Consider the following 19,121-nt stretch of genomic DNA (forward strand, 5'->3'; position numbering starts at 1 on the left):
CTCACCCCTGGGGCTCGTACGCCTTCATCAACTCGACGAGCCCCTGGCTCCCGTGCTGATCGCCGAGCCCCACGAAGCGCATGACCCCGTCGTAGTCCCGCGCGTCGCGGTTCTGGCCCAGCTTGAACTTGCCCTCCAGGCGGGTGATTGCGAGCTCGAACGCGACGATGCCCGCGAGCAGCCGACTCACGACCGCCTCGGCCGCGTCCGGACTCCAGGGCTCGTCCCTGCCCGCTTCGTACTTGCTGGCCAGTTGCCGCATGGAGAGCAGGACCTTCCCGGGCTCCTCGACGAGCGAGGGCGTGCCGTACGCATGCACGACCGCGTAGTTCCAGGTGGGGACAGAGGGCGCCGAGTAACAGGAGGGCGAGACATAGGCGTGCGGCCCCTGGAAGATGGCGAGCACCTCGCGCTTGTCCGCAAAGGACCGCCACTGTGGATTCGCGCGCGCCACATGGCCCTTGAGCAGCAGCCGTCCCCCTTCATCCCGCTCGACGAGCAGGGGCAGGTGCGTGGCGAAGGGCACGCCCTGGGGGTCGGAGGTCACCAGCGTCGCGAAGCCGTACTGGCCCATCAGCGCGAGCAGCCGCGGCTCGTCCTGCTCGTGGAAGTGGCGCGGGATGTACATTTCAGTCCTCCTCGGGTTTTCCGTCCCGACCGGTGAAGGGGAGCCTTGCTCATGCGAGGCATCGCTTTGAAGCACGCTGTGGCCTCGCTCTCTCGTCCGGCCAGGACATCCGCTCGAAGCGAGCCCCCCCACCGAATAACCTTCCGGCCCATGAACATGAAAGCCCCGAACCTCGCCGCCCTCGCCACCACCCTCGCCCTGACCGCATCGGCCTGCGGGGAGCAGCCCACCGACACCGAGCCCACGTGCGCCGAGCCCATCTATGCCGGCAAGGCCACGGACGAGGCTTGGCACTCGCTGGTGGACGTGCGCGACAAGCCACTGGATGCCTCGGGTGCCGTGTACCTGACCTCGCCCACCGAGGGCCAGGAGTACGCGGTGGGCTCGCCGCCGCCCACCTGGGAGTGGAGCCTGCCCTTGACCTCGCTTCCGCGCGGGCTGCCGGCCACGCCCCGCGCGACGTCCCGCACCTTCACCACCTGGCTGGGCGAGTTGCTGCTGCCCTCGGCGCGCGCCCACCTGCCGCCCTACACGGGAGAGATCTACTGGGTGGAGGTGTTCGCCCCGGGGACCACGTGCCCCGTGGCGCAGGTGCTCACCTCCGAGTTGAAGTGGCAGCCGGACACGGACACCTGGGCGGCGCTCGGCCAACGCGCGGACAGTTCCCTCACCGTGCAGATAACGCGCGCGTACCTCCTGCAGAACCGCGTCACCGAGGGCCCTTACCGCCTGGAGCAGCCGCGCACCATCCGCTGGAGCGCTCCTTGATGCGGCGCCCGCGCGTGCCGCTCACGCCATCACACATCCTCCATGCCCTCTGCATGCTGCTGGTGCCGCTCGCTGTCCAGGCGGCTCCAGCCGAAGTCGAATCACGGCTCTCGATACTGAAGCCCGTGACGGTGAGCGAGTACCGAGGTGCTCCGGCGCACGGGCTGAAACTCACCTTCGAGAAGCTCGGGCCGAACCCCGCTCTGGCGCTGTTCTCCTTGAAGGACGCGCGGGAAGTGCTCGCGGCGATGGAGCGAACCGGGTCTTCACCTGATGCCCGCTCCTCCAACCTGGAGAGACGCGTACGCGAAGAGTTCGAGGAGATGTATGGGCCTCCCCTGGTCTCGCCACCGTCGTCGCTGGAGAGTGCCAGGTGGTTCCAGGCCCTGAAGCTCTCACCTCGCTACATGGGGGATGGAGCCCGGGAGGCGGCCGTGGAGATGTTCAAGTCTCCGGCCATGCTGCTGTCCGTGGGCATGTCGATGGTGCTCTACATGATGGCGTGGGCCGCGCCGGAACCCGTGTTCTCCAAGGCCTTCGCGGCAGCGGTGACGCTGGGTCTGCTGATGACCTACACGGCAACGGAACTGCACAACGTGGGAATGGCGTGCCTGACCCTGTACCGGGAAGCGGAAGCGGCGAGGACGAAGGAACAGTTGGAAGCGGTGGCAGAGCGATTCGGCAAGGCGATGGGAGGAGTGGGGCTACGAGTGCTGGTGACGGTGGCGGGGACGCAGATGGCCAAGGGACTGCCAGAGGTCCCCGGAGGCGGCTTGTGGACACGGCTGTCGCCTCCGCGCTTCGCCTTCGCGGGAGGGGGCGCACGGGGAGGATTGTCGGTGGGAGCGGGGGCCCGCGCCCAGGTGAGCGTGGCGAACGGAACGGTGGTGCTCATGGGCGTGTCGGCGAACACGACCGCCTCCGCGGTGGCTTCGGCGGTGTCCTCGGCTCGGACCACAGGCGACTGTGCCCAGTCGAAGGAAGACGACAACCATGCGCACCATCTGTGCACGAACAAGAACAACAAGTCCGAGAGTACGGGAGGGCCCTGGACGCCCAGGTTCGAGGAATTCTTTGAGCAGGCGGGGATGAGCCTTGAGGATCCGATAAACATCGTCTACCTGCGAGGCCATAAGGGTCCACATCCCGAGGAGTATCACCGCGAGGTCTTCAGTCGATTGGATACTGCAATGGAAGCATGCGGGACTCCGTCTGATTGTCGAGCCCGGCTTATAAAAGAACTCGACAGAATCGCGGGCTCTGTGTGTACACCAGGATCCAAACTCAACAAGCTCATCAAGAGGAATCCATGACAGCTCAGATGAGATACTTCGACCTCTACGACAACGTATACATTCGAGAACGATGGCATTTGAGAATGCCTCTCCACGAAGAGGAAGGTCGGGAAGAACTCTTCAACACCTGGCGGTTCAAGGAGGGACGGACCCTGAACATCGAGAAACCCATCCGCATCTCCATGAAGCCCGCTGGCCGCCCTCTCGAGTTCTCTCTTGCCCGGGGGGTTCCCATCGTGCACCGCCGGGTGGTCTCGCTCTTCGAGCGTCTGGGTCTCCAGAAGGAAGTGCAGTTCATCCCCGTCGAAGTGGAAGGACAGACAGAGCCCTGGTTCATCCTCAACGCCTTGCAGATCATCCGCTGCATCGATGACGCCCGCTGTGAGGAGGTTCTCCACTGGCTCCCGGAGGACAACCGCCCGGACAAGGAGCCTGGCGAATACCGTAACGTCTCGGGGCTGAAGATAGACCCGGAGAAGATCGGGGAGGCCCACATCTTCCGTCCCTGGGGTTGGAAGGTGATCCTCATCGTCTCCGAGCACGTCAAGCGGGCCCTGGAGGAAGAGGGCATCACCGGCACGAAGTTCATCGAGGTCTGAACCACCAGGAAGCACCATGAACCTGAAGCTCCCACGCCTCGCCGTCCTCGCCACGCTCGCGCTCGGCGCCTGCATCGACACGAGCGGCGAGCCGCCCCCGCTCGACTACGACCACCCCAACGGCTGGCCCGGCCGCAGTGAAATGCCTCCCCTCGGCGGCGGGCGCATCGTCGTCACCAACAGCATGGACGACACCGTCAGCCTGCTGGACCTGGACACCCTCGACACTCCGGACTGGGGAGAGCTCGCGCGCGTGCCCGTGGGACTCAACCCCGTGGAACTCGAGGGCCCCCACCACGCCGCCTTCTCGCCGCGCGGCGACTTCTATTACGTGGGCCTCTCCTACTCCGTGCCCGGCGCGGGCTCGGGTCCCCACGGCGCGCACGGCACCGGCACCGCCGACGGCTACTGTCTCAAGCTCGACGCCAGGGACAACCACCTCGTCGCCTCCACGCGCGTGGACCGCAACCCGGGCGACCTCGTGCTCAGCGCCGACGGCCGCACGCTCTACGTCACCCACTTCGATCTGCTCAAGCTCCAGGAGGCCCTCCAGAACGGCACCCCCCACGACAACCTCGATGCCAACCTCGTCCTCGTCGACACCGACACCATGCGCGTGAAGAAGCGGGTCGCCGTGTGTCCCGCCCCCCACGCCGTGCGCCTGTCCCCGGACGAGACGCGCGCCTATGTCGCCTGCCTCTCGGACGAGGTCGCCGTGGTGCGCCTGGATGACCCGGCCTTCCCCGTCACCCGCATCCCCCTGCCCAACCCGGGCACCGCCCACGCCCCCCGCTACTCCCCCTACTCGCTCACCCTCTCGCCCACGGATGGCTCGCTGTGGGTGGGTTCCCTGGACAGCCCCATCGCGTACCACATGGATCCCCAGTCGCTGCGCATCCTCCCCGAGCGCTCGCTGCTCCCCGAGCGCATGGACGAGGAGTTGCGCCAGGGCGTCCCCATGTTCGGGGCCTTCAGTGTCGATGGCCGGACACTCCTCCTGCCCTACCAGCGGGTGGACACCGTGGCCATCATCGACGTGAGCGGGAGCGGGCCCGCCGTGAAGGGGAAGATTCCACTGTCGCCCGCGGGCTGTCTCAACGTGCATCAAGTGGAGCTGATACCGGGAGGCAAGCAGGCGCTGGCGGTGTGCGAGGGAGACCATGTGGGCCCGGGCACCCTGCACGTGCTGGATCTGGAGGCGGGCACGGTGAAGAAGACGGTGAAGGTGGGCATCTATCCGGACTCGGTGGGCCTGCTGAGGAGCAAGCCATGAGGGCACGAAGGGTGGCGGGCGCGGTGGCCTGCGCGGTGGCGGGGCTGGTGGCCGGGTGTGGTCCCACTCCCGCGGAGGAATACGGCGAGGCCCTGTTCCGGGACTCCCGGCTGTCGACGAGCCAGTACAACGCCTTCTCGTGCGCCACGTGCCACGCGACGTCGAGCGAGCAGGCCCGGGACAAGCTGTACACGGGCCTGTCGCTGGAGGGCGTGGCCTCGCGTCCCCACTGGTGGGGCGGCTACGAGGTGACGCTGCTGGACGCGGTGAACTTCTGCTACACGGCCTTCATGCGCGGCACCGCTCCCCTCGATGCGGAGGATCCCAAGAGCCGCGCCCTCTACGAGTACATGGTGAGCCTCAGCCCCCGGCCCGACGCGTCGGCGCAGCCCTTCACGCTCGTGCGCGACATCACCGACGTGCCGCGGGGAGACGCCCGCCGGGGCGCGGAGGTGTACCGCGCGGCGTGCCAGGACTGCCATGGCGAGGCGCGCTCCGGCCAGGGCCGGCTCACGGAGCTCGCCCCCGTGCTGCCCGACGTGGCCCACGAGTACCACCAGCTCTTTCCCAACAGCCCCCCGAGCCTCGTCTTCATCGAGAAGGTGCGCCATGGCCGCTTCTTCGGCGTGGGGGGCAACATGCCGCCCTACAGCCGCGAGGCCCTGTCGGATGAAGACCTGGGCGCGCTCCTGGCCTGGCTCGGGCTGTGAGCAGGCTCACGCCACGCGCGAGCACTGGGACGCGGCCGTCCGCGGATAGCGGCCCGTCAGCAGCGACCAGTCGAGGTTGGCGCGGATCCACCGGCGCAGCCCGAGCACGAGCCGCGACACGGCGGCGTCATGCGCGCCGAACGAAGGCAGGGCGCGCTCCTGCACGAGGAAGCGCCGCACCGCCGTGTCGTGCATCTCCACCGCCGCGCGCAGCGCCTCGTCCAGCGGCAGTGTCCGTTCGAGTTGCAGCGAGAGCACCAGGTTCGGGTGGAAGTCATCCCTCAGGTCGCACTCCAGCGAGAAGAGATCGTTGGCCCAGGCCATCACGTCCGTGGCGGTGCGCATGAGTTGCACGAGCGCCGGGTGGGCCAGGGTGTCCTCCGGGAGGAAGAAGCCCTCGAGCGCCTCCATCTGGGTGAACACCATGGACGTGCCCGCCGACATGCGGCGCAGTTCGACGTAGGACGACACCTCCAGGCACAGGCGCCCGGCGCGTACCCGCGCCTCGCAAATCGTCCCCCGGAAGTACGACTGGCAGGCCCGGATGAAGCGCTCGCGCCAGTCGCGGGGCATGGACCCGAGCAGCCGCTCGCGGATGTCCCGGAGCAGCCACAGCGAGGGCAGCGCGTCGCGCGCGGGCGTGGCCCCCTGCAACACCGCCAACGCCAGCCAGCTCTGCTCCTGAAGCCATACCGGCGGCACTCCGGCCATCTGGTCATTCCAGGAGAAGCACCAGATGAGGAAGTCGAGCGCCGCGCCCAAGCGCTCCGGGGGCAGCGTGGGATGGGCGCGGCCGAGCAACAGGGGGAAGTGGCCGCGGCACAACTTCTCGAGGTCCACATGCTGCGTGGGCGTCTCCAACTGGCCCGCCCAGCGCGCCAGGGCCTCTTCCTCGAGTTGCCGCAGGCGGGGATGTTCCTGCGTGGGGAATGGACAGAACAGCGGGGGCGAGACGAGGGGGCTCATGCCGCGAGGTTCTGCAAGGCCCGATCCCACCCAGGCGCTCGCGCGAGGCCCGCCGCCCCGCGCAGAGGGAAGAGCCGTCCGTCCTGCCCCGGGACGCCGCTCCTCGCGCGGCATCTGCCCGGAGGTGAAAAAGACCCCGAGGTCCCCCTCTACCCGCGTCCCCCGGAGACGAGGAAAGCGCACGGAGGTGAACACTCTCCAGACGGTCCCCGGCTCGCGAAGCGCGCTGTCTGTCCAGGACTGAAAGCCAGACGCCTGGACGTCTCTCCTTGGGCGTGAGGGGGGCCCTGCGGGAGGGGTTCAGCACGGACCCGGGGGACCGTCGTGTCTGGTACTGGAGCGCAAGACGGAGCGCCCGTCCGCCCGCCTGCTCCAGGCCCATTCCCGGGCACGGGGCACGACCTACCTTGGAAGGCTCAACGGGAAGATTCAACGACGCGTCCAAACGCGAGGAGCCGAGGATGACCAAGACGTTCCGTGACGAGCAGAACACCGTGGCCGCCCCCGACGAGAACACCCGCCAGGAGCTGGACGCCCCACGTGAGAAGCACTCCGCCCCCAAGAGCGAGCCCGCTCCGCAGGCGGCCAACAAGGTGCGCTACGGCCATGCCCACGCGCGCACCGAGCAGCTCTATCAGGAGCGTCGCGCGCGGTATGAGCTGAAGAAGCAACAGGAGGCGGCCCAGGCCGCACGCGAGCAACAGGCCCGGACGCACGAGGAGAGTCCCTCGGTGGAGGCCCGCGCGAGCGAGACCGCTCCGCGGACGCCTCACCTGGAGAGCGCTGGTGAGAACGCCAGCGAGGGCTTCGGCCGGGAGCGCGTGAAGGAGCTGGCGCTCGACGCCGTCAAGAGCGTGATCGGCGCCGCGCGCGAGGCCGTCCATGGCCATCCGCTGGTGGGGGCTCGCAAGCTCGCTGGGGATGCCTTGTCGGGCGCGCTCAAGGTGGCGCGAGAGGTGACGTCGCGCCCCACCTCTCCGAGCGGCGGGGAGCACTGACCCACGCCTGGGCTCGCTCCACGTGCGCACAGTGCCCACCTTGGATGTGATTGTCTGGAGGATGCATAAATGTCCCGACTACTGACGGTGTTGGTGACCGGAGCGACCGGCAAGCAAGGAGGGGCAGTGGCGCGCATGCTCCTCGCGCGTGGGCATCAGGTGCATGCGCTCGTCCGCTCACCGGACAACGCACAGGCCAAGGCCTTGGAGCACCTGGGAGCCCGGCTCGTCCCAGGTGACTTCGAAGAGGTGGACACCCTGGAACACGCCATGATGGGCGTGGACGCCGTGTTCGCCATGGCGACGCCGTATGGCGATGAGGGCCTGGACCTGGAGGGTGAGGTACGCCACGGCCGGCACCTCATCGACGCCGCGAAGATCGCCCGCGTGCCCCATTTCATCTACTCGTCCGTGGCGAGCGGCAACCTGCCCACGGGCGTGCCCCACTTCGAAACCAAGCTCGTGCTGGAGGAGCACCTGCGCCACAGCACCCTGCCCTACACCATCCTGGCGCCCGTGTTCTTCATGGAGAACTTCCTCGGGCCCCTGTTCGCCCAGCGGCTGCATGAGGGCACGCTGGCCCTCCCCCTGCCGCCCCACCGCGGCCTGCAGATGATCGCCCTCGCGGACTTCGGCGCCTTCACCACCCGGGTGATGGAGCGCGCGGAGGACTTCATCGGCAAGCGCATCGAGCTCGCCTCGGACGAGGTGACGGGAGAGCAGGCCGCCGCGCTCATCTCGTACGTGAGCGGGCACAAGCTGCGCTACGAGGAGGTTCCCCTGGAGGCCATACGCTCGCGCAGCGAGGATCTGGCGCGCATGTACGCCTGGCTGCAGACCGAGGGCTACCACGTGGACAGCACCCTCTTGCGCCAGGACTACCCGGACGTGGGCTGGCACACCTTCGAGGACTGGGCGCGCGTCCAGGACTGGAGCGGACTGCTGGGCACCACCTGGCGGGGACCCGTCGCCGCGGAGCCATCCTTGACCTAGTCCGCCCAGCGAGCGGGCACCGCCCGTGCCCCCGCGTCCCCTCCGAGCTCTTCCTACCTTCCTGGGAGGAGGAGCTTTTCCATGCGCATGCGTGCTTTCCGGCCCGTTCTCGCCACGGCGCTGCTCGCCGCGGGGTGTGTGTCCACGACGACGTTGCAACCGCTGGCCTCGACCCCCACCACGCCGGCAGGCACGCCCCTGGATCAGGAGCACGGCGTGCGGCTGGTGGCCAATGGCGCCGCCTGGAAGGGCTACCCCTCCCACCTCGGCCGCATCGTCACGCCGGTGGAGGTCCGCCTGGAGAACCAGAGTGGGCGGCCCCTGCGCATCGCCCCCGAGGACTTCACGCTGGTGGGCACCTCGCGCTTCGAGTACGCCGCGCTCACGCTCCCAGAGCTCAGCCAGGAAAACGTCTCGGGCGTGGGCGGCTCGGGCCAGGCGGGCGAGGGCGTGGCCGAGCCCATCTTCGTGGGCCGCCCTCCCCTCTGGCCAGGCTTCGGCTGGGGATTGGGCGGGTTCGATCCCATCTATGATCCATTCTACGGGCCCTACGCGTACGGCTACGCCCCCGAGCCCCTGCCCACCGAGGACATGGTGAAGGCCGCCCTGCCCCAGGGGACGTTGCAGCCCGGAGGCGCCGTGACGGGGTTCCTCTATTTCCAGAACGTGAGCGAGCGCGAGGGTCAGGTCACCCTGCGCGCGAGGCTGGTGGACGCCCGGACGGGCGAGCAGTTCGGCACCCTCGACATCCCCTTCGAGGTGCGGGGCTAGCCCTCCCGAGGCGGCCCGGAGGCCGCCTGGCTCAGTGCAGCAACAAGGGGCGATCCGACGGGAACAGCGGCGGGTGAGGCAGGAGCGAGTCCTCGCCGATGCGTCCCGCCTTGCGGCGGATGGCCTCGCCCTGGATGGGCAGACCGAAGAGGGGGCCCAGGACACAGACGTCGAACGCCCCCTCGACCAGGGGAAGCAGGCCCAGCAGCGCCATCACCCGTCCCGAGCCGGACCTCCGGGCGAGCCCTCCCACCACCAGCGAGGCGCCCGCCAGCATGCGTGTCCAGCGCCCCGTCCTCGATGCGATCCATCCCATCAACATTCACACACCTCCTGGAAGGAAGATGGGCATGCACGGGAAGAGGACACCAGCGCCCGTGCCCCTCCCGGGTTTTCGTATACCGGCCAACCCTCGGACGCTCCCCTGGTCGCCGGGCCGGTGCCAGTGCCTCGCGCCGGGCCCTAGCTTGGACGCCAGGAAGAGGAGAGGTGACCATGGTGGATCGCTCGGAGTTGCACGCGGGGATGGCGGTCTGGACCCCACGTGGCGAGAAGCTCGGGTACGTCGTCGAGGTGACGGACGAGGAGTTCATCGTCGAGAAGGGAGTGCTCGTGTGGCGCCGGGGCTACGCGGTGCCCCTGGGCGAGGTGCGCGAAGTCGTCAAGGACGAGGTGTTCCTCCACCACGGTCCGGACGCCCTGCTGTCGGGCCCCCGGGAAATCCCCCCCACCTCCCGGCGCACCTCGCACTGAGCCCGTGCGTCAGGCGCCGAAGTCCATGCGCCGCACGGAGTCGTCGCCTCGCGCGCCCTGGTAGACGTGCCAGGCGGCGACCAGATCCTGGAAGGGCAGCCCCACCGAGCCGAAGACGGTGACCTGGCTCGCGTCGCCGCGGCCGGGTTTCTGGCCGGCCAGCACCTCGCCCAGCTCCGCGTGGATGATGTCCACCCCGAGGCCCACGCGCGCGGGCGCGCCCTGACGGGCATTGAGCTCGCGGTGATCACAGAAGAAGGTGGACTGGCGCAAGAGCCCGGCGGAGAGGGCCACGGACTCCGGCGCGTCCGCGTCCAGCACGGTGACGTGCGTGCCCCCGCGCAACATGCCGGGCAGGAGCAAGGGCTCGCGCGAGGCCATGGAGATGACGACGATGTCCGCGTCCTCCACCGCCTCCTCCACGGACAGGGCGGGCCGCACCGGGAGGTTGAGCGCCTGGTACATGCGGGCGGCGAAGTCCACCGAGCGCGCCACGTCCTCGTCATACACGCGCACGTGCTGGAGGCTGCGCACCAGCCGCAGGCTCTTGAGCTGCATGGACGCCGCGGGCCCGGCGCCCAGCAGCGCCACCCGGGACGAGTCGGGCCGGGCGAGCACGTCCGCCGCCAGCGCCCCCACCACCCCGGTGCGCAGCGCCATGAGGTGGCCCGCGTCCATGATGGCCAGGAGCGCCCCCGTCTCGAGCTCGTACAGGTGAACCACGCCCTGGCGGGAGGCCGTGGGCCCGGACGCCCGCGACAGCACCTTCACGGTGGAAGCGGCGAGACCGGACAGGGTGCCGGGAAAAGAGACCTCCAGCGTGGCCTGGCCCGGTGGGGAGGAGAGGAGAAGCTGGGGCTCGGCGAGTCGGCGCTCGGCGTCCACGCGGAACGCGGCGCGCATGTCCTCCAGCAGGGGGAGGGCCTCCATGGACCGGAGGACATCGGTGTGGCTGAGAAGCAGGGTGCTCATCTTCCCAACCTATCCCCTTCTTCGGGGTGGCACAGCCAGCCGGAAGGGCGGTCGGTGCGTCCCGCCGGGCGCCGAGGGAAATGGCGGGCCCGGTGTGAAGGGCCACCTCTCGCCTCTGGGGACAACGGCCACGCCCACTCGCCATGCGCACCTTACGCGCGGACAGAGGGGAGGTGATCTGAGGGGTGTTCGTGATGCAGGAGAAGGGTGAGCATTCCTCGGACGAATCACACGACCTGGCGGACTCCCTCCGGCGGCATCGCGAGGACATCCTGCGCCACTGGGAAAGGGCCGTGGCGGAGCACCAACCGGACGGGCTGGTACGGGAGGCGCTGTTGCACGCCTACCTGCCCGGCTTCCTCGAGCGGATGGCGGACGTGTTGGAGCACCCTCCGGCCGAGGGACAGCTGGCCCGGTTCATCCCCGACGAGCACACCCTGCACCACCTGGAAGCGGGCCTGGAGCCGGATCGAGTCGCCCTGGAGTTCGGGCTGTTGCGCCACTGCCTCCACCAGCACCTGGCCCATGTGGGTGGCTTCGCGCAGTGGGCATTGCTCCACGAGAGCATCGATCAAGGCATCCTCCGCGCCACCTCGCTCTACACGACCATGCGCGACCGGATGCTCGAGGCGCTGGAGCGCGTGTCCGAGGCGGCCGTCACGAATCAGGACGTCGACACCTTCTTGACCCGGTTGCTGAACATCCTGCTGGAGTGCTCGGTGTCGGTGGATGGCGCCGCCATCCTGCTGAGCGACAAGGCGGAGCTTCGGCTGCGCGCCGCGGTGGGTCTCGGTGCGAAGGAGTCCTTGGAGTCCAACATCCACCTTCCGCTCGACGCGGGGCTCACCGGCCAGGTGGCCACCCAACGCCGTCCGATCCTCGTGCGCATGGCGTCCACCCATCCCGAGGTGCGCTCGGACCTCGTCCGTCGGCTCGGCGTGCGCGCCGTCTACAGCGTGCCCCTGCTCCAGGGCGAGCGGCTCATCGGCGTGGCGCACATGGGCTCGAGAACCCTCTTCGACTTCACCGAGTCCGACAAACAACTCTTCCGCACCCTGATGACGCGCGCCCTCAACTTCATCGTGAAGGCGGAGTCGATCGAGCGGGAACAAGCCGCGCGGGCCGAGGCCCAGCGTCTGCTGTCCCTGATGGACACGCTGGTGGAAGCGTGTCCGGTGGGCCTGTGCCTCATGGACCGGGAGCTGCGCTTCATCTGCATCAACGACACCCTGGCCCGGCTCAACGGCCACGTGACGAAGCAGCATCTGGGAAGACCCTTGCGCGAGATGGCGCCCGACTGGGTCGCCGCGCTGATCGAGCCCCACTTCCGCCGGGTCCTGGAGGAGGGCCAACCCATCTGCGACCATGAGTTCACCAGCCCGCCCTGGAAGGAGGGCCCCGAGCAGCACTGGCTCTGCCACTACTACCCGGTGCGCAACGCGGACGGCGAGGTGGACGGGGTGGGCTGCGTGTTGGTGAACATCACCCAGCAGAAGCGGGTGGAGGCGGAGCTGCGCCGGGCGGGCGAGCTGCGCGAGCGGCTCATCGGCGTGGTGGGGCATGACCTGCGCAACCCGCTCAACGCCATCAGCATCTCGGCCGGGCTGCTGCGGCGCGAGGAGAACCTGGAAGCGGACGCGCTGCGGGCGGTGGAGCGCATCCGCGCCAGCGCGGCGCGGATGGCGCGGATGCTCAACGACATCCTCGACTTCGCGCGCAGCAACACGAGTGAGGGCCTGCCCGTCCACCGTGAGCGGGTGAACCTGCACGAGCTCTGCCGGAGCGCGCTGGAGGAGCTTCAGGTGGCGTACGCGAACCAGCGGCTGGAGCTGGACGCGCGGGGCGACGGCTGGGGGTGGTGGGATCCGGACCGGCTCACCCAGGTGGTGGGCAACCTGGTGAGCAATGCCGTGCAACACGGACGCGAGGGCACGCCCGTGCGCGTGGAGGTGCGGGACGAGGGAAACGACGTGCTCCTGGCCGTCCACAACGAGGGCGAACCCATCGCCCCCGAGCTGCGCCCGGCGCTCTTCCAGCCCTTCCGCCACGGCGCCAGGGGCAAGGCCAGCTCGCGCAGCGTGGGGTTGGGGCTGTACATCGTCCAGCAGGTGGCCCACGCGCACGGAGGCGAGACCCAGGTGAACTCCAGCGAGCACGGGCACACCGTCTTCACGGTGCGCCTGCCCCGGGGTGGCTAGCGCGCGGGGGGGCCCCTCACCGGGGGCTCAGCGCCCGTGGCGGCGGTGGTGGTTGCTGCGCACGGGGATGGGGATGGGCTGTAAGTGACCGCCGGACTGATCATCCTCGTCGCGCACGCCCGCGCGCGCCAGGTGCTTGTCCAGGCGGCCCACGAGCATCAGGCCCGCCATGCGGAAGTCCGAGACGAGCGACCACAGCGGATAGGTGAAGGTCGCCGGACGGTTCTTCTCGAGGGTGAAGTGGCTCACCCAGGCGAAACCGTAACCCGCCACCAGCGCGGCCGGCAGCAGCCCCACCCGGCCCGTCAGCGCGGCGGTGCCCGCCAGGCAGACCGCGACGGAGGTGCCCAGGAAGTGCAACCACCGGGTGCTCGCCAGGGCGTGCTCGCGCAGGTAATGGGGCCAGAACTCAGCGTAGGTTGGGATTCGCTCGTTCATAGGATGGATTCTGCTGCCGGAAGAGCCCCCTTCGTCAACCCTCCACGGGCCTCTTTGGCGCTCGGGTGTCATTCCGCCTAGGCTCAGAGGGGCCGAGGGAGCTGGATCGTGAACGACTGGACGCCCAAGCCCATTCCCACCACCGCCCTCGCCCGGCTTCCGCTCACCCCCGAGGAGGGCTTCGTCCTCTCGCGTCTGGATGGGGCCACCCCCGTGCGGCACCTGACGGCCCTCACGGGCCTGCCTCCCGAGCGCATCCAGGCCATCCTCGCCCGACTGCTGACACTCGGCGCCGTCCTTCCCCCGCCCACCTCCGCCGCCCCGCCTCCCACTCCCGCCCCCGCGGCCTCCGCCCCGGCCGTGCCGCCGGAAACGCCCGGGGAGCCGCCCGACGCCGGGGAGGAGGAGGAGGTCGAGGACGCCGGAGAGCCGGAGGACGAGGGCGCCGAGGCCCACGCGGGCACCTTCCGGCAGCTCTTCGAGCGGCGGCTGCATCCGCTCGCGGCGGATGAGCGGGCCCGGCTCGCGCGCGAGTCCGGCGAGCCGGAGTTGTCCGCGCTGTGCTTCGACCCGGTGCCCGCCGTCATCCACGCGCTGCTGGAGAACACGCGCCTGGGGCTCGCGCATGCGCGGCTCATCGCCCGGCACCACCTCAACCCGGTGGGGCTGGAAGCACTGTGTGGCCGCGCCGCCTTCGCCTCGGACGCGGGGGTGAGGCGGTGGCTGGTGCGCAACCCTCAACTGCCCGCGGGGCTCTTCCGCCGTCTGTGGGGAGGCCGCCGGCTGATGGAGCAGTTCAAGGTGGCGGGCAATCGCGACGTCCCCGAGGGCACCCGCCGCACCGCGCGCGAGGTGATGCGTTCACGCTTCAGCACCGCGCCCGCCGAGGAGCGCGTGGAGCTCATCCTCCTCACCGAGGGCCGGGTGTTGGGCGCGCTCATGGGGCTGCCCGTGGACGGCAAGACGGCGGCGCTCTTGTGTGGGCGCGTCTACCGCTCGCCCCTGCTCATCCAGAACCTGGCGCGCTGGAGCGCCGCGCCTCCAGCCCTCATCGCGCACCTGCTCAAGCAGGAGGCCGTGCGCCGCCAGCCCCAGCTGCGGCAGTTGCTCCAGCGCCACCCCAACGCCCCCGCGGACGCGCGCCGGGGCGACTGACGCTCACGAGAAGGAGCGCGCCTCGACGGCCTCGATGGCGGCACGCACCCCGGCGGGCACGGGCACCTTCTGGTGGTCGGCGTAGCGCAGGGTCACCAGCACCGCGCCGCCGCGCGCGTAGATCACCCCGCTGTTCGCGTCCTCCACGGCGTACTCCATGGTGAAGCTCGTCGTGCCGATGCGCGAGACGCGCGCGCCCACCACCAGCTCCGCCGGGTAGACGACCGGGCGCAGGTACTCCGCGTTCGTCGCGGCGACGATGGGACCCACGCCCTTGCCCTCGGGCTTGCGCATCTCGGGGCCCACCAGCCCGACGCGGGTCATGTACGCGATGCGCGCCGCCTCGAACCAGGTGAAGTAGCGCGCGTTGTTCACGTGGCCGAAGGCGTCCATGTCGGACCACTGGATGGGAAAGCGCACGGTGACGGGGAAGTCGTTCATGGGATGGCATGCACCACGGGGGCCCCCTCCGGGGCAACTCCAATCAACCCCTCGCCCGCCCGCCTGGCGCTGGGGGAATCCAGGAGTTGACCGGGGCGGGGCGCATGGGAGACCGTTTTGTCTCCGTGACACGCCCCGAGCCCGCCAACGCGCCGAAGCCCTCTCCCCCGAAGACGAGCGAGGAGTCCTCGAGCGATCGCATCCTCTATGTGCCCTCGGACCGCGGGCTCATGCCCTGGAAGCGCGCGGACATGGTGCGCTGGCTCCACCCGCAGCACCTCATCCGCTCGGGCCTGGACGCGCTCGTGGCCAGCATCTTCGGCGTGCGCGCGGACCACCGGCTCATCGAGGCCGTGGTGCGTCCGCAGGCCCCCTACTTCGACTACTCGGACGAGGCGGCGGGCGAGGACTTCTGGCTCGACTACGTGTCGGACACCGGGGACGGGTGGAACTCCACCTACGCCGTGGCGCGGCTGCTGGCCAAACCGGAGCTGGAGCTGAAGGATCCGAACGGAGACACCCACGCGCTGGAGCGCGGACGCATCCTCGTGTTCGGTGGCGACCAGGTGTACCCGGGCGCCAGCCGCGACACGTACGAGCAGCGCCTGGTGCAGCCCTACCGCGAGGCCATGTCGCGCTCGCCCGAGCCCAGCCCCCACCTGTTCGCCATCCCCGGCAACCACGACTGGTACGACGGCCTGTCCGCCTTCATGCGGCTGTTCTGCGCGGACCGCTGGTTCGCCGGGCGCCGCACGCGCCAGAGCCGCAGCTACTTCGCCCTCAAGCTGCCGCGCGGCTGGTGGCTCATCGGCACCGACGTCCAGCTCAACAGCGACATCGACGTGCCCCAGCTCGAGTACTTCCGCCAGACGGCCGCGTCCATGCAGCCGGGAGACCGCATCATCCTGTGCAACGCGGAGCCGGCGTGGATCCACGCGGCCACCACGCCCCGGCCCCGGGGCTACATGGAGAACAACCTGGAGTACCTCCAGGAGAAGGTGTTCGGCCGGCGCATCAGCCTCTTTCTCGCCGGGGACCTGCACCACTACAAGCGGCACGAGGACGCCGCGGGCCGGCAGAAGATCACCGCGGGCGGAGGCGGGGCCTTCATGCACCCGACCCACGCCCCCCAGGCGCAGCGGCTGCGCTGCGGGTCCGAGCAGAAGAAGTGCTTTCCCGACGAGAAGACCTCGCGGGAGCTCACGCGCCAGAACCTGATGCTCATCCGCCACAGTCCCTTCTTCGGACTGCTCACGGGCACGCTCTATCTGCTCCTCGCGCTGTCGGCGTACACGGAGCTGGGCAACCACGGGCTGCTGAACATGCACGAGGCCCTGCGGCAGTTGGCCGCCTCGCTGGTGAACCGGCCCATGTCGCTGGTGGTGGGCGCGGCCACGCTCGGGGGGCTGGTGGGGTTCGCGGATCCCGCCCTCGGGCGCTGGCGCGTGACCATGGGGTTGATGCACGGCCTCGGACACATCGTCTGTGCGTTCCTCGTGGCCTGGGGCGCGATGTACTTCACCGTCAACACGCTGGGCATCTGCGCCGAGCCACCGCCTCAACAGCTCGCGGGTTTCATCATCCCCGGCGCCAACGCGTGCGCCGGCGGGTGGACGCACATGTGGGCCAAGTTCCTGCTGGGCACCTTCCTGACCTTCGCGGGCGGCTTCCTCGTGGGCCCCTTCGTCATGGGCCTGTACCTCACGGTGAGCCTCAACCGTTTCGGCGCCCACTCCAACGAGGCCTTCATCTCCCTGGCCATCCCCGACTGGAAGAACTTCCTGCGGCTGCGCATCGACCCGGAGGGACAACTCACCGTGTTCCCCGTGGGCCTGGAGCGCGTGCCCCGCAAGTGGAAGGCGACCTACGCCGATCGCTCCTCGCCCGCCTACGATCCGGATGACCCCCAGGCCACCGACCCCCTCCTCATCGAGCCGCCCGTGCGCGTGATGCCTCGGGAGCAGGCGCCCTAGCCCTCCTGTGCCACCTCCCCCCGCCCGGAGGGCCGCGCGACGCTCCGGGCATCCTTCCCGCCGCTCGCGCATCCCATGTCGGGTGCGCCGCTCCCAGGCGCATCCAGGAACGGGAAAGGCGGAACACGCATGGAGACACGGAAGCTGGGGTCGCTCGAGGTGTCGGTGGTCGGCCTGGGGTGCAACAACTTCGGATGGCGCCTGGACGCCCAGGGCACCGCCACCGTGGTGGACGCCGCGCTCGACGCGGGCATCAACTTCTTCGACACCGCCACCCTCTATGGCGAGGGGAAGAGCGAGGAGTTCCTCGGCCGCGCGCTCGGCAAGCGCCGCAGCCAGGTCCTCATCGCCAGCAAGTTCGGCCACCCCGGCGAGGGTCCGGGCAAGGGAGCCAAACCCGCCTATCTCCAGCAGGCCATCGAGACGAGCCTGCGCCGCCTGGGCACGGACTACATCGATCTCTATCAGCTCCACATGCCGGATCCCGAAACACCCATCGCGGACACCCTGGGTGCCCTCGACGCGCTCGTGCGCGCGGGGAAGGTGCGGGAGATTGGCTGCTCGAACTTCTCGGCGGCCCAGTTGCGCGAGGCCGCCCAGGCCGTACGCCCCGGCGCGGCGCGCTTCGTGAGCGTGCAGAACGAATACAGCCTCCTGCACCGTGAGCCCGAGGCCGAGGTGCTCCCGGAGTCCGAGCGCGGCCAGCTCGCGTTCCTCCCCTACTTCCCGCTGGCCAGTGGACTGCTCACCGGCAAGTACCGCCCGGGACAAGCCCCTCCCGAGGGCAGCCGCCTGAGTGGAGGCGGGCTGGCCAATCGCTTCCTCACCGAGGCCAACATCGCCCGCGCCGAGGAGCTGCGCCGCCATGCCGAGTCGCGCGGGCATACGCTGCTGGATCTCGCCTTCTCCTGGTTGCTCGCGCGCGGGCCCGTCGTCGCCTCGGTGATCGCCGGGGCGACCTCGGCCGAACAGGTGCGCGCCAACGTGGCCGCGGCCGGCTGGCGGCTCGACGCGGCGGACCTCGCGAAGGTCGACGCCCTCACCAGGAGCACCTCCCGATGAACGGTGGAACGTCCCGCGGGAGCGGCCCGGCGCTGCGCCTGAGCGTGTTGGATCAATCCCCCATCCCCGAGGGCTCGACGGGGGCCGAGGCCCTGAGGAACACACTGGACCTCGCCCGGCACACGGACGCGCTCGGCTATCACCGCTACTGGGTGGCGGAGCACCACGGGGGCACCATGCTCGCCTGCGCGAGCCCCGAGGCGCTCATCGGCCCCATCGCCCTGGCGACCTCGCACCTGCGCGTGGGCAGCGGCGGCGTGATGCTGCCCCACTACAGTCCCTTCAAGGTCGCCGAGACCTTCAGCATGCTCAGCGGCCTCGCTCCGGGACGCATCGACCTGGGACTCGGCCGCGCACCGGGCTCGGACCGGATCACCGCGCTCGCGCTGCAGCGTGACCGCCGCTACCACATGCCCGACGACTTCCCCTCCCAGCTCGCGGAGCTGTTGGGCTACCTCGCCGGAGAGCTGCCCGAGGACCATGCCTTCGCGCGGCTCACCACGATGCCGGGCCTGCCCGAGGTGCCCGAGCCCTGGCTGTTGGGCTCCTCGCCGCAGAGTGGCATCTGGGCGGCCGAGGCGGGCCTGCCCTACGCCTTCGCCGACTTCATCCAACCGGTGGGCGTGCCCATCGCCGCGCGCTACCGCGAGGAGTTCACCCCCTCGCGCTGGCTCGACGCGCCGCGCGTCCTCGTCGCCGTCTGGGCCCTGTGCGCCGCCACCGACGCGGAGGCCGAGCGGCTCGCCTCCAGCATCAAGATGGCGGGGGCCATGCTGGTGCGGGGCCAGCCCATCCCCGTGCCTCCGGTCGACACCGCGCTGCGCTTCCTGAGCAACCTGGGCGGCATGTCGGCACTGCCCTTCCGGGAGCGGCGGTTGATCGTCGGCTCGCCCGCACGGGTGAAGGAATCCATCGAGACGGTGGCGCGGGAGTATGGAGCCGACGAGGTGATGATCGTCACCATCACGCACGAGCACGCGGCGCGCCGCCGCTCCTACGAGCTCATCGCCGACGCCTTCGCCCTGCCCCGGCCCCCGCCCCCGCCTACCAAGGGCTGAACGGCTGGCGGGGGGGAGTGGGTCCCGTTACAACCGCCCCCTATGCCCAAGGGATCCGTCTTCGGCGGGA

Annotated in this window: 20 protein-coding genes; 14 read left to right on the forward strand and 6 right to left on the reverse strand. The window is 69.8% G+C overall.

Translation table 11 applies throughout. The features are described from left to right. Position 1: 1 nt before the first annotated feature. Entirely contained in the window at positions 2 to 628 is a 627-nt protein-coding gene (locus D187_RS25890) for an FMN-binding negative transcriptional regulator (protein WP_002625563.1), read from the reverse strand. 150 nt (positions 629 to 778) lie between these two features. Between D187_RS25890 and D187_RS25895 the strand changes: the two genes are divergently transcribed. Genes D187_RS25895 through D187_RS25915 form a run of 5 tightly spaced genes read left to right on the forward strand, consistent with a single transcriptional unit; the run spans position 779 to position 5,273 of the window. Further along, positions 779 to 1,396 carry a hypothetical protein gene (locus D187_RS25895; protein ID WP_002625562.1) on the forward strand — a complete coding sequence of 206 codons (618 nt, stop codon included), beginning with the start codon at positions 779 to 781 and terminating at the stop codon, positions 1,394 to 1,396. Next, positions 1,396 to 2,709, forward strand: coding sequence for an AHH domain-containing protein (locus tag D187_RS25900; RefSeq protein WP_002625561.1), 1,314 nt, complete (start codon positions 1,396 to 1,398; stop codon positions 2,707 to 2,709). The genes D187_RS25895 and D187_RS25900 overlap by 1 nt, the downstream gene beginning before the upstream one ends. Before the next feature lie 8 nt (positions 2,710 to 2,717). Further along, positions 2,718 to 3,290, forward strand: a complete 573-nt coding sequence (locus D187_RS25905) for an imm11 family protein (protein WP_002625560.1) — start codon at positions 2,718 to 2,720, stop codon at positions 3,288 to 3,290. Positions 3,291 to 3,306: 16 nt separating this feature from the next. Next, complete coding sequence (locus D187_RS25910; protein ID WP_002625559.1) at positions 3,307 to 4,563, forward strand: YncE family protein; 1,257 nt, start codon at positions 3,307 to 3,309, stop codon at positions 4,561 to 4,563. Beyond that, positions 4,560 to 5,273: a c-type cytochrome gene (locus tag D187_RS25915; protein WP_043431552.1), complete on the forward strand. Its 714-nt coding sequence runs from the start codon at positions 4,560 to 4,562 to the stop codon at positions 5,271 to 5,273. The genes D187_RS25910 and D187_RS25915 overlap by 4 nt, the downstream gene beginning before the upstream one ends. Before the next feature lie 6 nt (positions 5,274 to 5,279). Here D187_RS25915 and D187_RS25920 read toward each other — a convergent pair whose 3' ends face one another. Next, positions 5,280 to 6,239: a terpene synthase family protein gene (locus D187_RS25920; protein WP_020918278.1), complete on the reverse strand. Its 960-nt coding sequence runs from the start codon at positions 6,237 to 6,239 to the stop codon at positions 5,280 to 5,282. A gap of 461 nt (positions 6,240 to 6,700) precedes the next feature. Here D187_RS25920 and D187_RS25925 point away from each other — a divergent pair, with 461 nt between their 5' ends. The 3 genes from D187_RS25925 (at position 6,701) to D187_RS25935 (ending at position 9,001) form a co-directional block, all read left to right on the forward strand. Continuing rightward, positions 6,701 to 7,237, forward strand: a complete 537-nt coding sequence (locus D187_RS25925; protein ID WP_002625556.1) for a hypothetical protein — start codon at positions 6,701 to 6,703, stop codon at positions 7,235 to 7,237. A 69-nt stretch (positions 7,238 to 7,306) separates the two neighbouring features. Beyond that, the gene (locus tag D187_RS25930) at positions 7,307 to 8,230 is read left to right on the forward strand and encodes an NmrA/HSCARG family protein (protein ID WP_043431553.1); all 924 of its coding nucleotides are present in this window, start codon (positions 7,307 to 7,309) and stop codon (positions 8,228 to 8,230) included. Between the two features lie 81 nt (positions 8,231 to 8,311). Continuing rightward, entirely contained in the window at positions 8,312 to 9,001 is a 690-nt protein-coding gene (locus D187_RS25935; protein WP_002625554.1) for a hypothetical protein, read from the forward strand. A gap of 31 nt (positions 9,002 to 9,032) precedes the next feature. Here the strand turns inward: D187_RS25935 and D187_RS25940 are convergent, their stop codons facing one another. Then, on the reverse strand, positions 9,033 to 9,323 hold the full coding sequence (locus D187_RS25940; RefSeq protein WP_043431554.1) for a YgaP-like transmembrane domain: 291 nt from the start codon (positions 9,321 to 9,323) through the stop codon (positions 9,033 to 9,035). Between the two features lie 173 nt (positions 9,324 to 9,496). Between D187_RS25940 and D187_RS25945 the strand changes: the two genes are divergently transcribed. After that, positions 9,497 to 9,754: a hypothetical protein gene (locus tag D187_RS25945; protein ID WP_002625552.1), complete on the forward strand. Its 258-nt coding sequence runs from the start codon at positions 9,497 to 9,499 to the stop codon at positions 9,752 to 9,754. A gap of 9 nt (positions 9,755 to 9,763) precedes the next feature. Here D187_RS25945 and D187_RS25950 read toward each other — a convergent pair whose 3' ends face one another. After that, positions 9,764 to 10,726 (reverse strand): ornithine cyclodeaminase family protein, encoded by a 963-nt coding sequence (locus tag D187_RS25950; RefSeq protein ID WP_043431555.1) that lies wholly within the window; start codon positions 10,724 to 10,726, stop codon positions 9,764 to 9,766. Between the two features lie 194 nt (positions 10,727 to 10,920). On the opposite strand from D187_RS25950, the gene D187_RS25955 reads away from it, so the two are divergent. After that, positions 10,921 to 12,924 carry an ATP-binding protein gene (locus D187_RS25955; protein WP_043431614.1) on the forward strand — a complete coding sequence of 668 codons (2,004 nt, stop codon included), beginning with the start codon at positions 10,921 to 10,923 and terminating at the stop codon, positions 12,922 to 12,924. A 27-nt stretch (positions 12,925 to 12,951) separates the two neighbouring features. Here D187_RS25955 and D187_RS25960 read toward each other — a convergent pair whose 3' ends face one another. Beyond that, positions 12,952 to 13,362 carry an Mpo1-like protein gene (locus D187_RS25960; RefSeq protein ID WP_002625548.1) on the reverse strand — a complete coding sequence of 137 codons (411 nt, stop codon included), beginning with the start codon at positions 13,360 to 13,362 and terminating at the stop codon, positions 12,952 to 12,954. Positions 13,363 to 13,470: 108 nt separating this feature from the next. Here D187_RS25960 and D187_RS25965 point away from each other — a divergent pair, with 108 nt between their 5' ends. Then, a complete protein-coding gene (locus D187_RS25965; protein ID WP_002625546.1) occupies positions 13,471 to 14,517 on the forward strand; it encodes a hypothetical protein in 1,047 nt (348 codons plus the stop codon). 3 nt (positions 14,518 to 14,520) lie between these two features. On the opposite strand, the gene D187_RS25970 is transcribed toward D187_RS25965, so the two are convergent. Next, positions 14,521 to 14,958: an acyl-CoA thioesterase gene (locus tag D187_RS25970; protein ID WP_002625545.1), complete on the reverse strand. Its 438-nt coding sequence runs from the start codon at positions 14,956 to 14,958 to the stop codon at positions 14,521 to 14,523. Between the two features lie 125 nt (positions 14,959 to 15,083). Between D187_RS25970 and D187_RS25975 the strand changes: the two genes are divergently transcribed. From D187_RS25975 to D187_RS25985, 3 genes are all read left to right on the forward strand, one after another. Continuing rightward, positions 15,084 to 16,931 carry a metallophosphoesterase family protein gene (locus D187_RS25975; RefSeq protein ID WP_438356964.1) on the forward strand — a complete coding sequence of 616 codons (1,848 nt, stop codon included), beginning with the start codon at positions 15,084 to 15,086 and terminating at the stop codon, positions 16,929 to 16,931. Between the two features lie 129 nt (positions 16,932 to 17,060). Next, on the forward strand, positions 17,061 to 17,993 hold the full coding sequence (locus D187_RS25980) for an aldo/keto reductase (protein ID WP_002625542.1): 933 nt from the start codon (positions 17,061 to 17,063) through the stop codon (positions 17,991 to 17,993). After that, a complete protein-coding gene (locus D187_RS25985; protein WP_002625540.1) occupies positions 17,990 to 19,051 on the forward strand; it encodes an LLM class flavin-dependent oxidoreductase in 1,062 nt (353 codons plus the stop codon). Before D187_RS25980 ends, D187_RS25985 begins: the two co-directional genes overlap by 4 nt. Positions 19,052 to 19,121 lie beyond the last annotated feature (70 nt).

Source organism: Cystobacter fuscus DSM 2262 (assembly GCF_000335475.2).
Lineage (GTDB): Bacteria > Myxococcota > Myxococcia > Myxococcales > Myxococcaceae > Cystobacter > Cystobacter fuscus.

Excerpts from the sequence above, each read along its gene's own strand:
- D187_RS25955 (WP_043431614.1), top strand. The coding sequence starts at position 10,921 with ATGCAGGAGAAGGGTGAGCATTCCTCGGACGAATCACACGACCTGGCG.
- D187_RS25935 (WP_002625554.1), top strand. The coding sequence starts at position 8,312 with ATGCGCATGCGTGCTTTCCGGCCCGTTCTCGCCACGGCGCTGCTCGCC.
- D187_RS25920 (WP_020918278.1), bottom strand. The coding sequence starts at position 6,239 with ATGAGCCCCCTCGTCTCGCCCCCGCTGTTCTGTCCATTCCCCACGCAG.
- D187_RS25900 (WP_002625561.1), top strand. The coding sequence starts at position 1,396 with ATGCGGCGCCCGCGCGTGCCGCTCACGCCATCACACATCCTCCATGCC.
- D187_RS25980 (WP_002625542.1), top strand. The coding sequence starts at position 17,061 with ATGGAGACACGGAAGCTGGGGTCGCTCGAGGTGTCGGTGGTCGGCCTG.
- D187_RS25950 (WP_043431555.1), bottom strand. The coding sequence starts at position 10,726 with ATGAGCACCCTGCTTCTCAGCCACACCGATGTCCTCCGGTCCATGGAG.
- D187_RS25960 (WP_002625548.1), bottom strand. The coding sequence starts at position 13,362 with ATGAACGAGCGAATCCCAACCTACGCTGAGTTCTGGCCCCATTACCTG.
- D187_RS25910 (WP_002625559.1), top strand. The coding sequence starts at position 3,307 with ATGAACCTGAAGCTCCCACGCCTCGCCGTCCTCGCCACGCTCGCGCTC.
- D187_RS25985 (WP_002625540.1), top strand. The coding sequence starts at position 17,990 with ATGAACGGTGGAACGTCCCGCGGGAGCGGCCCGGCGCTGCGCCTGAGC.
- D187_RS25890 (WP_002625563.1), bottom strand. The coding sequence starts at position 628 with ATGTACATCCCGCGCCACTTCCACGAGCAGGACGAGCCGCGGCTGCTC.
- D187_RS25940 (WP_043431554.1), bottom strand. The coding sequence starts at position 9,323 with ATGTTGATGGGATGGATCGCATCGAGGACGGGGCGCTGGACACGCATG.
- D187_RS25945 (WP_002625552.1), top strand. The coding sequence starts at position 9,497 with ATGGTGGATCGCTCGGAGTTGCACGCGGGGATGGCGGTCTGGACCCCA.
- D187_RS25970 (WP_002625545.1), bottom strand. The coding sequence starts at position 14,958 with ATGAACGACTTCCCCGTCACCGTGCGCTTTCCCATCCAGTGGTCCGAC.
- D187_RS25925 (WP_002625556.1), top strand. The coding sequence starts at position 6,701 with ATGACCAAGACGTTCCGTGACGAGCAGAACACCGTGGCCGCCCCCGAC.
- D187_RS25930 (WP_043431553.1), top strand. The coding sequence starts at position 7,307 with ATGTCCCGACTACTGACGGTGTTGGTGACCGGAGCGACCGGCAAGCAA.
- D187_RS25915 (WP_043431552.1), top strand. The coding sequence starts at position 4,560 with ATGAGGGCACGAAGGGTGGCGGGCGCGGTGGCCTGCGCGGTGGCGGGG.
- D187_RS25895 (WP_002625562.1), top strand. The coding sequence starts at position 779 with ATGAACATGAAAGCCCCGAACCTCGCCGCCCTCGCCACCACCCTCGCC.
- D187_RS25905 (WP_002625560.1), top strand. The coding sequence starts at position 2,718 with ATGAGATACTTCGACCTCTACGACAACGTATACATTCGAGAACGATGG.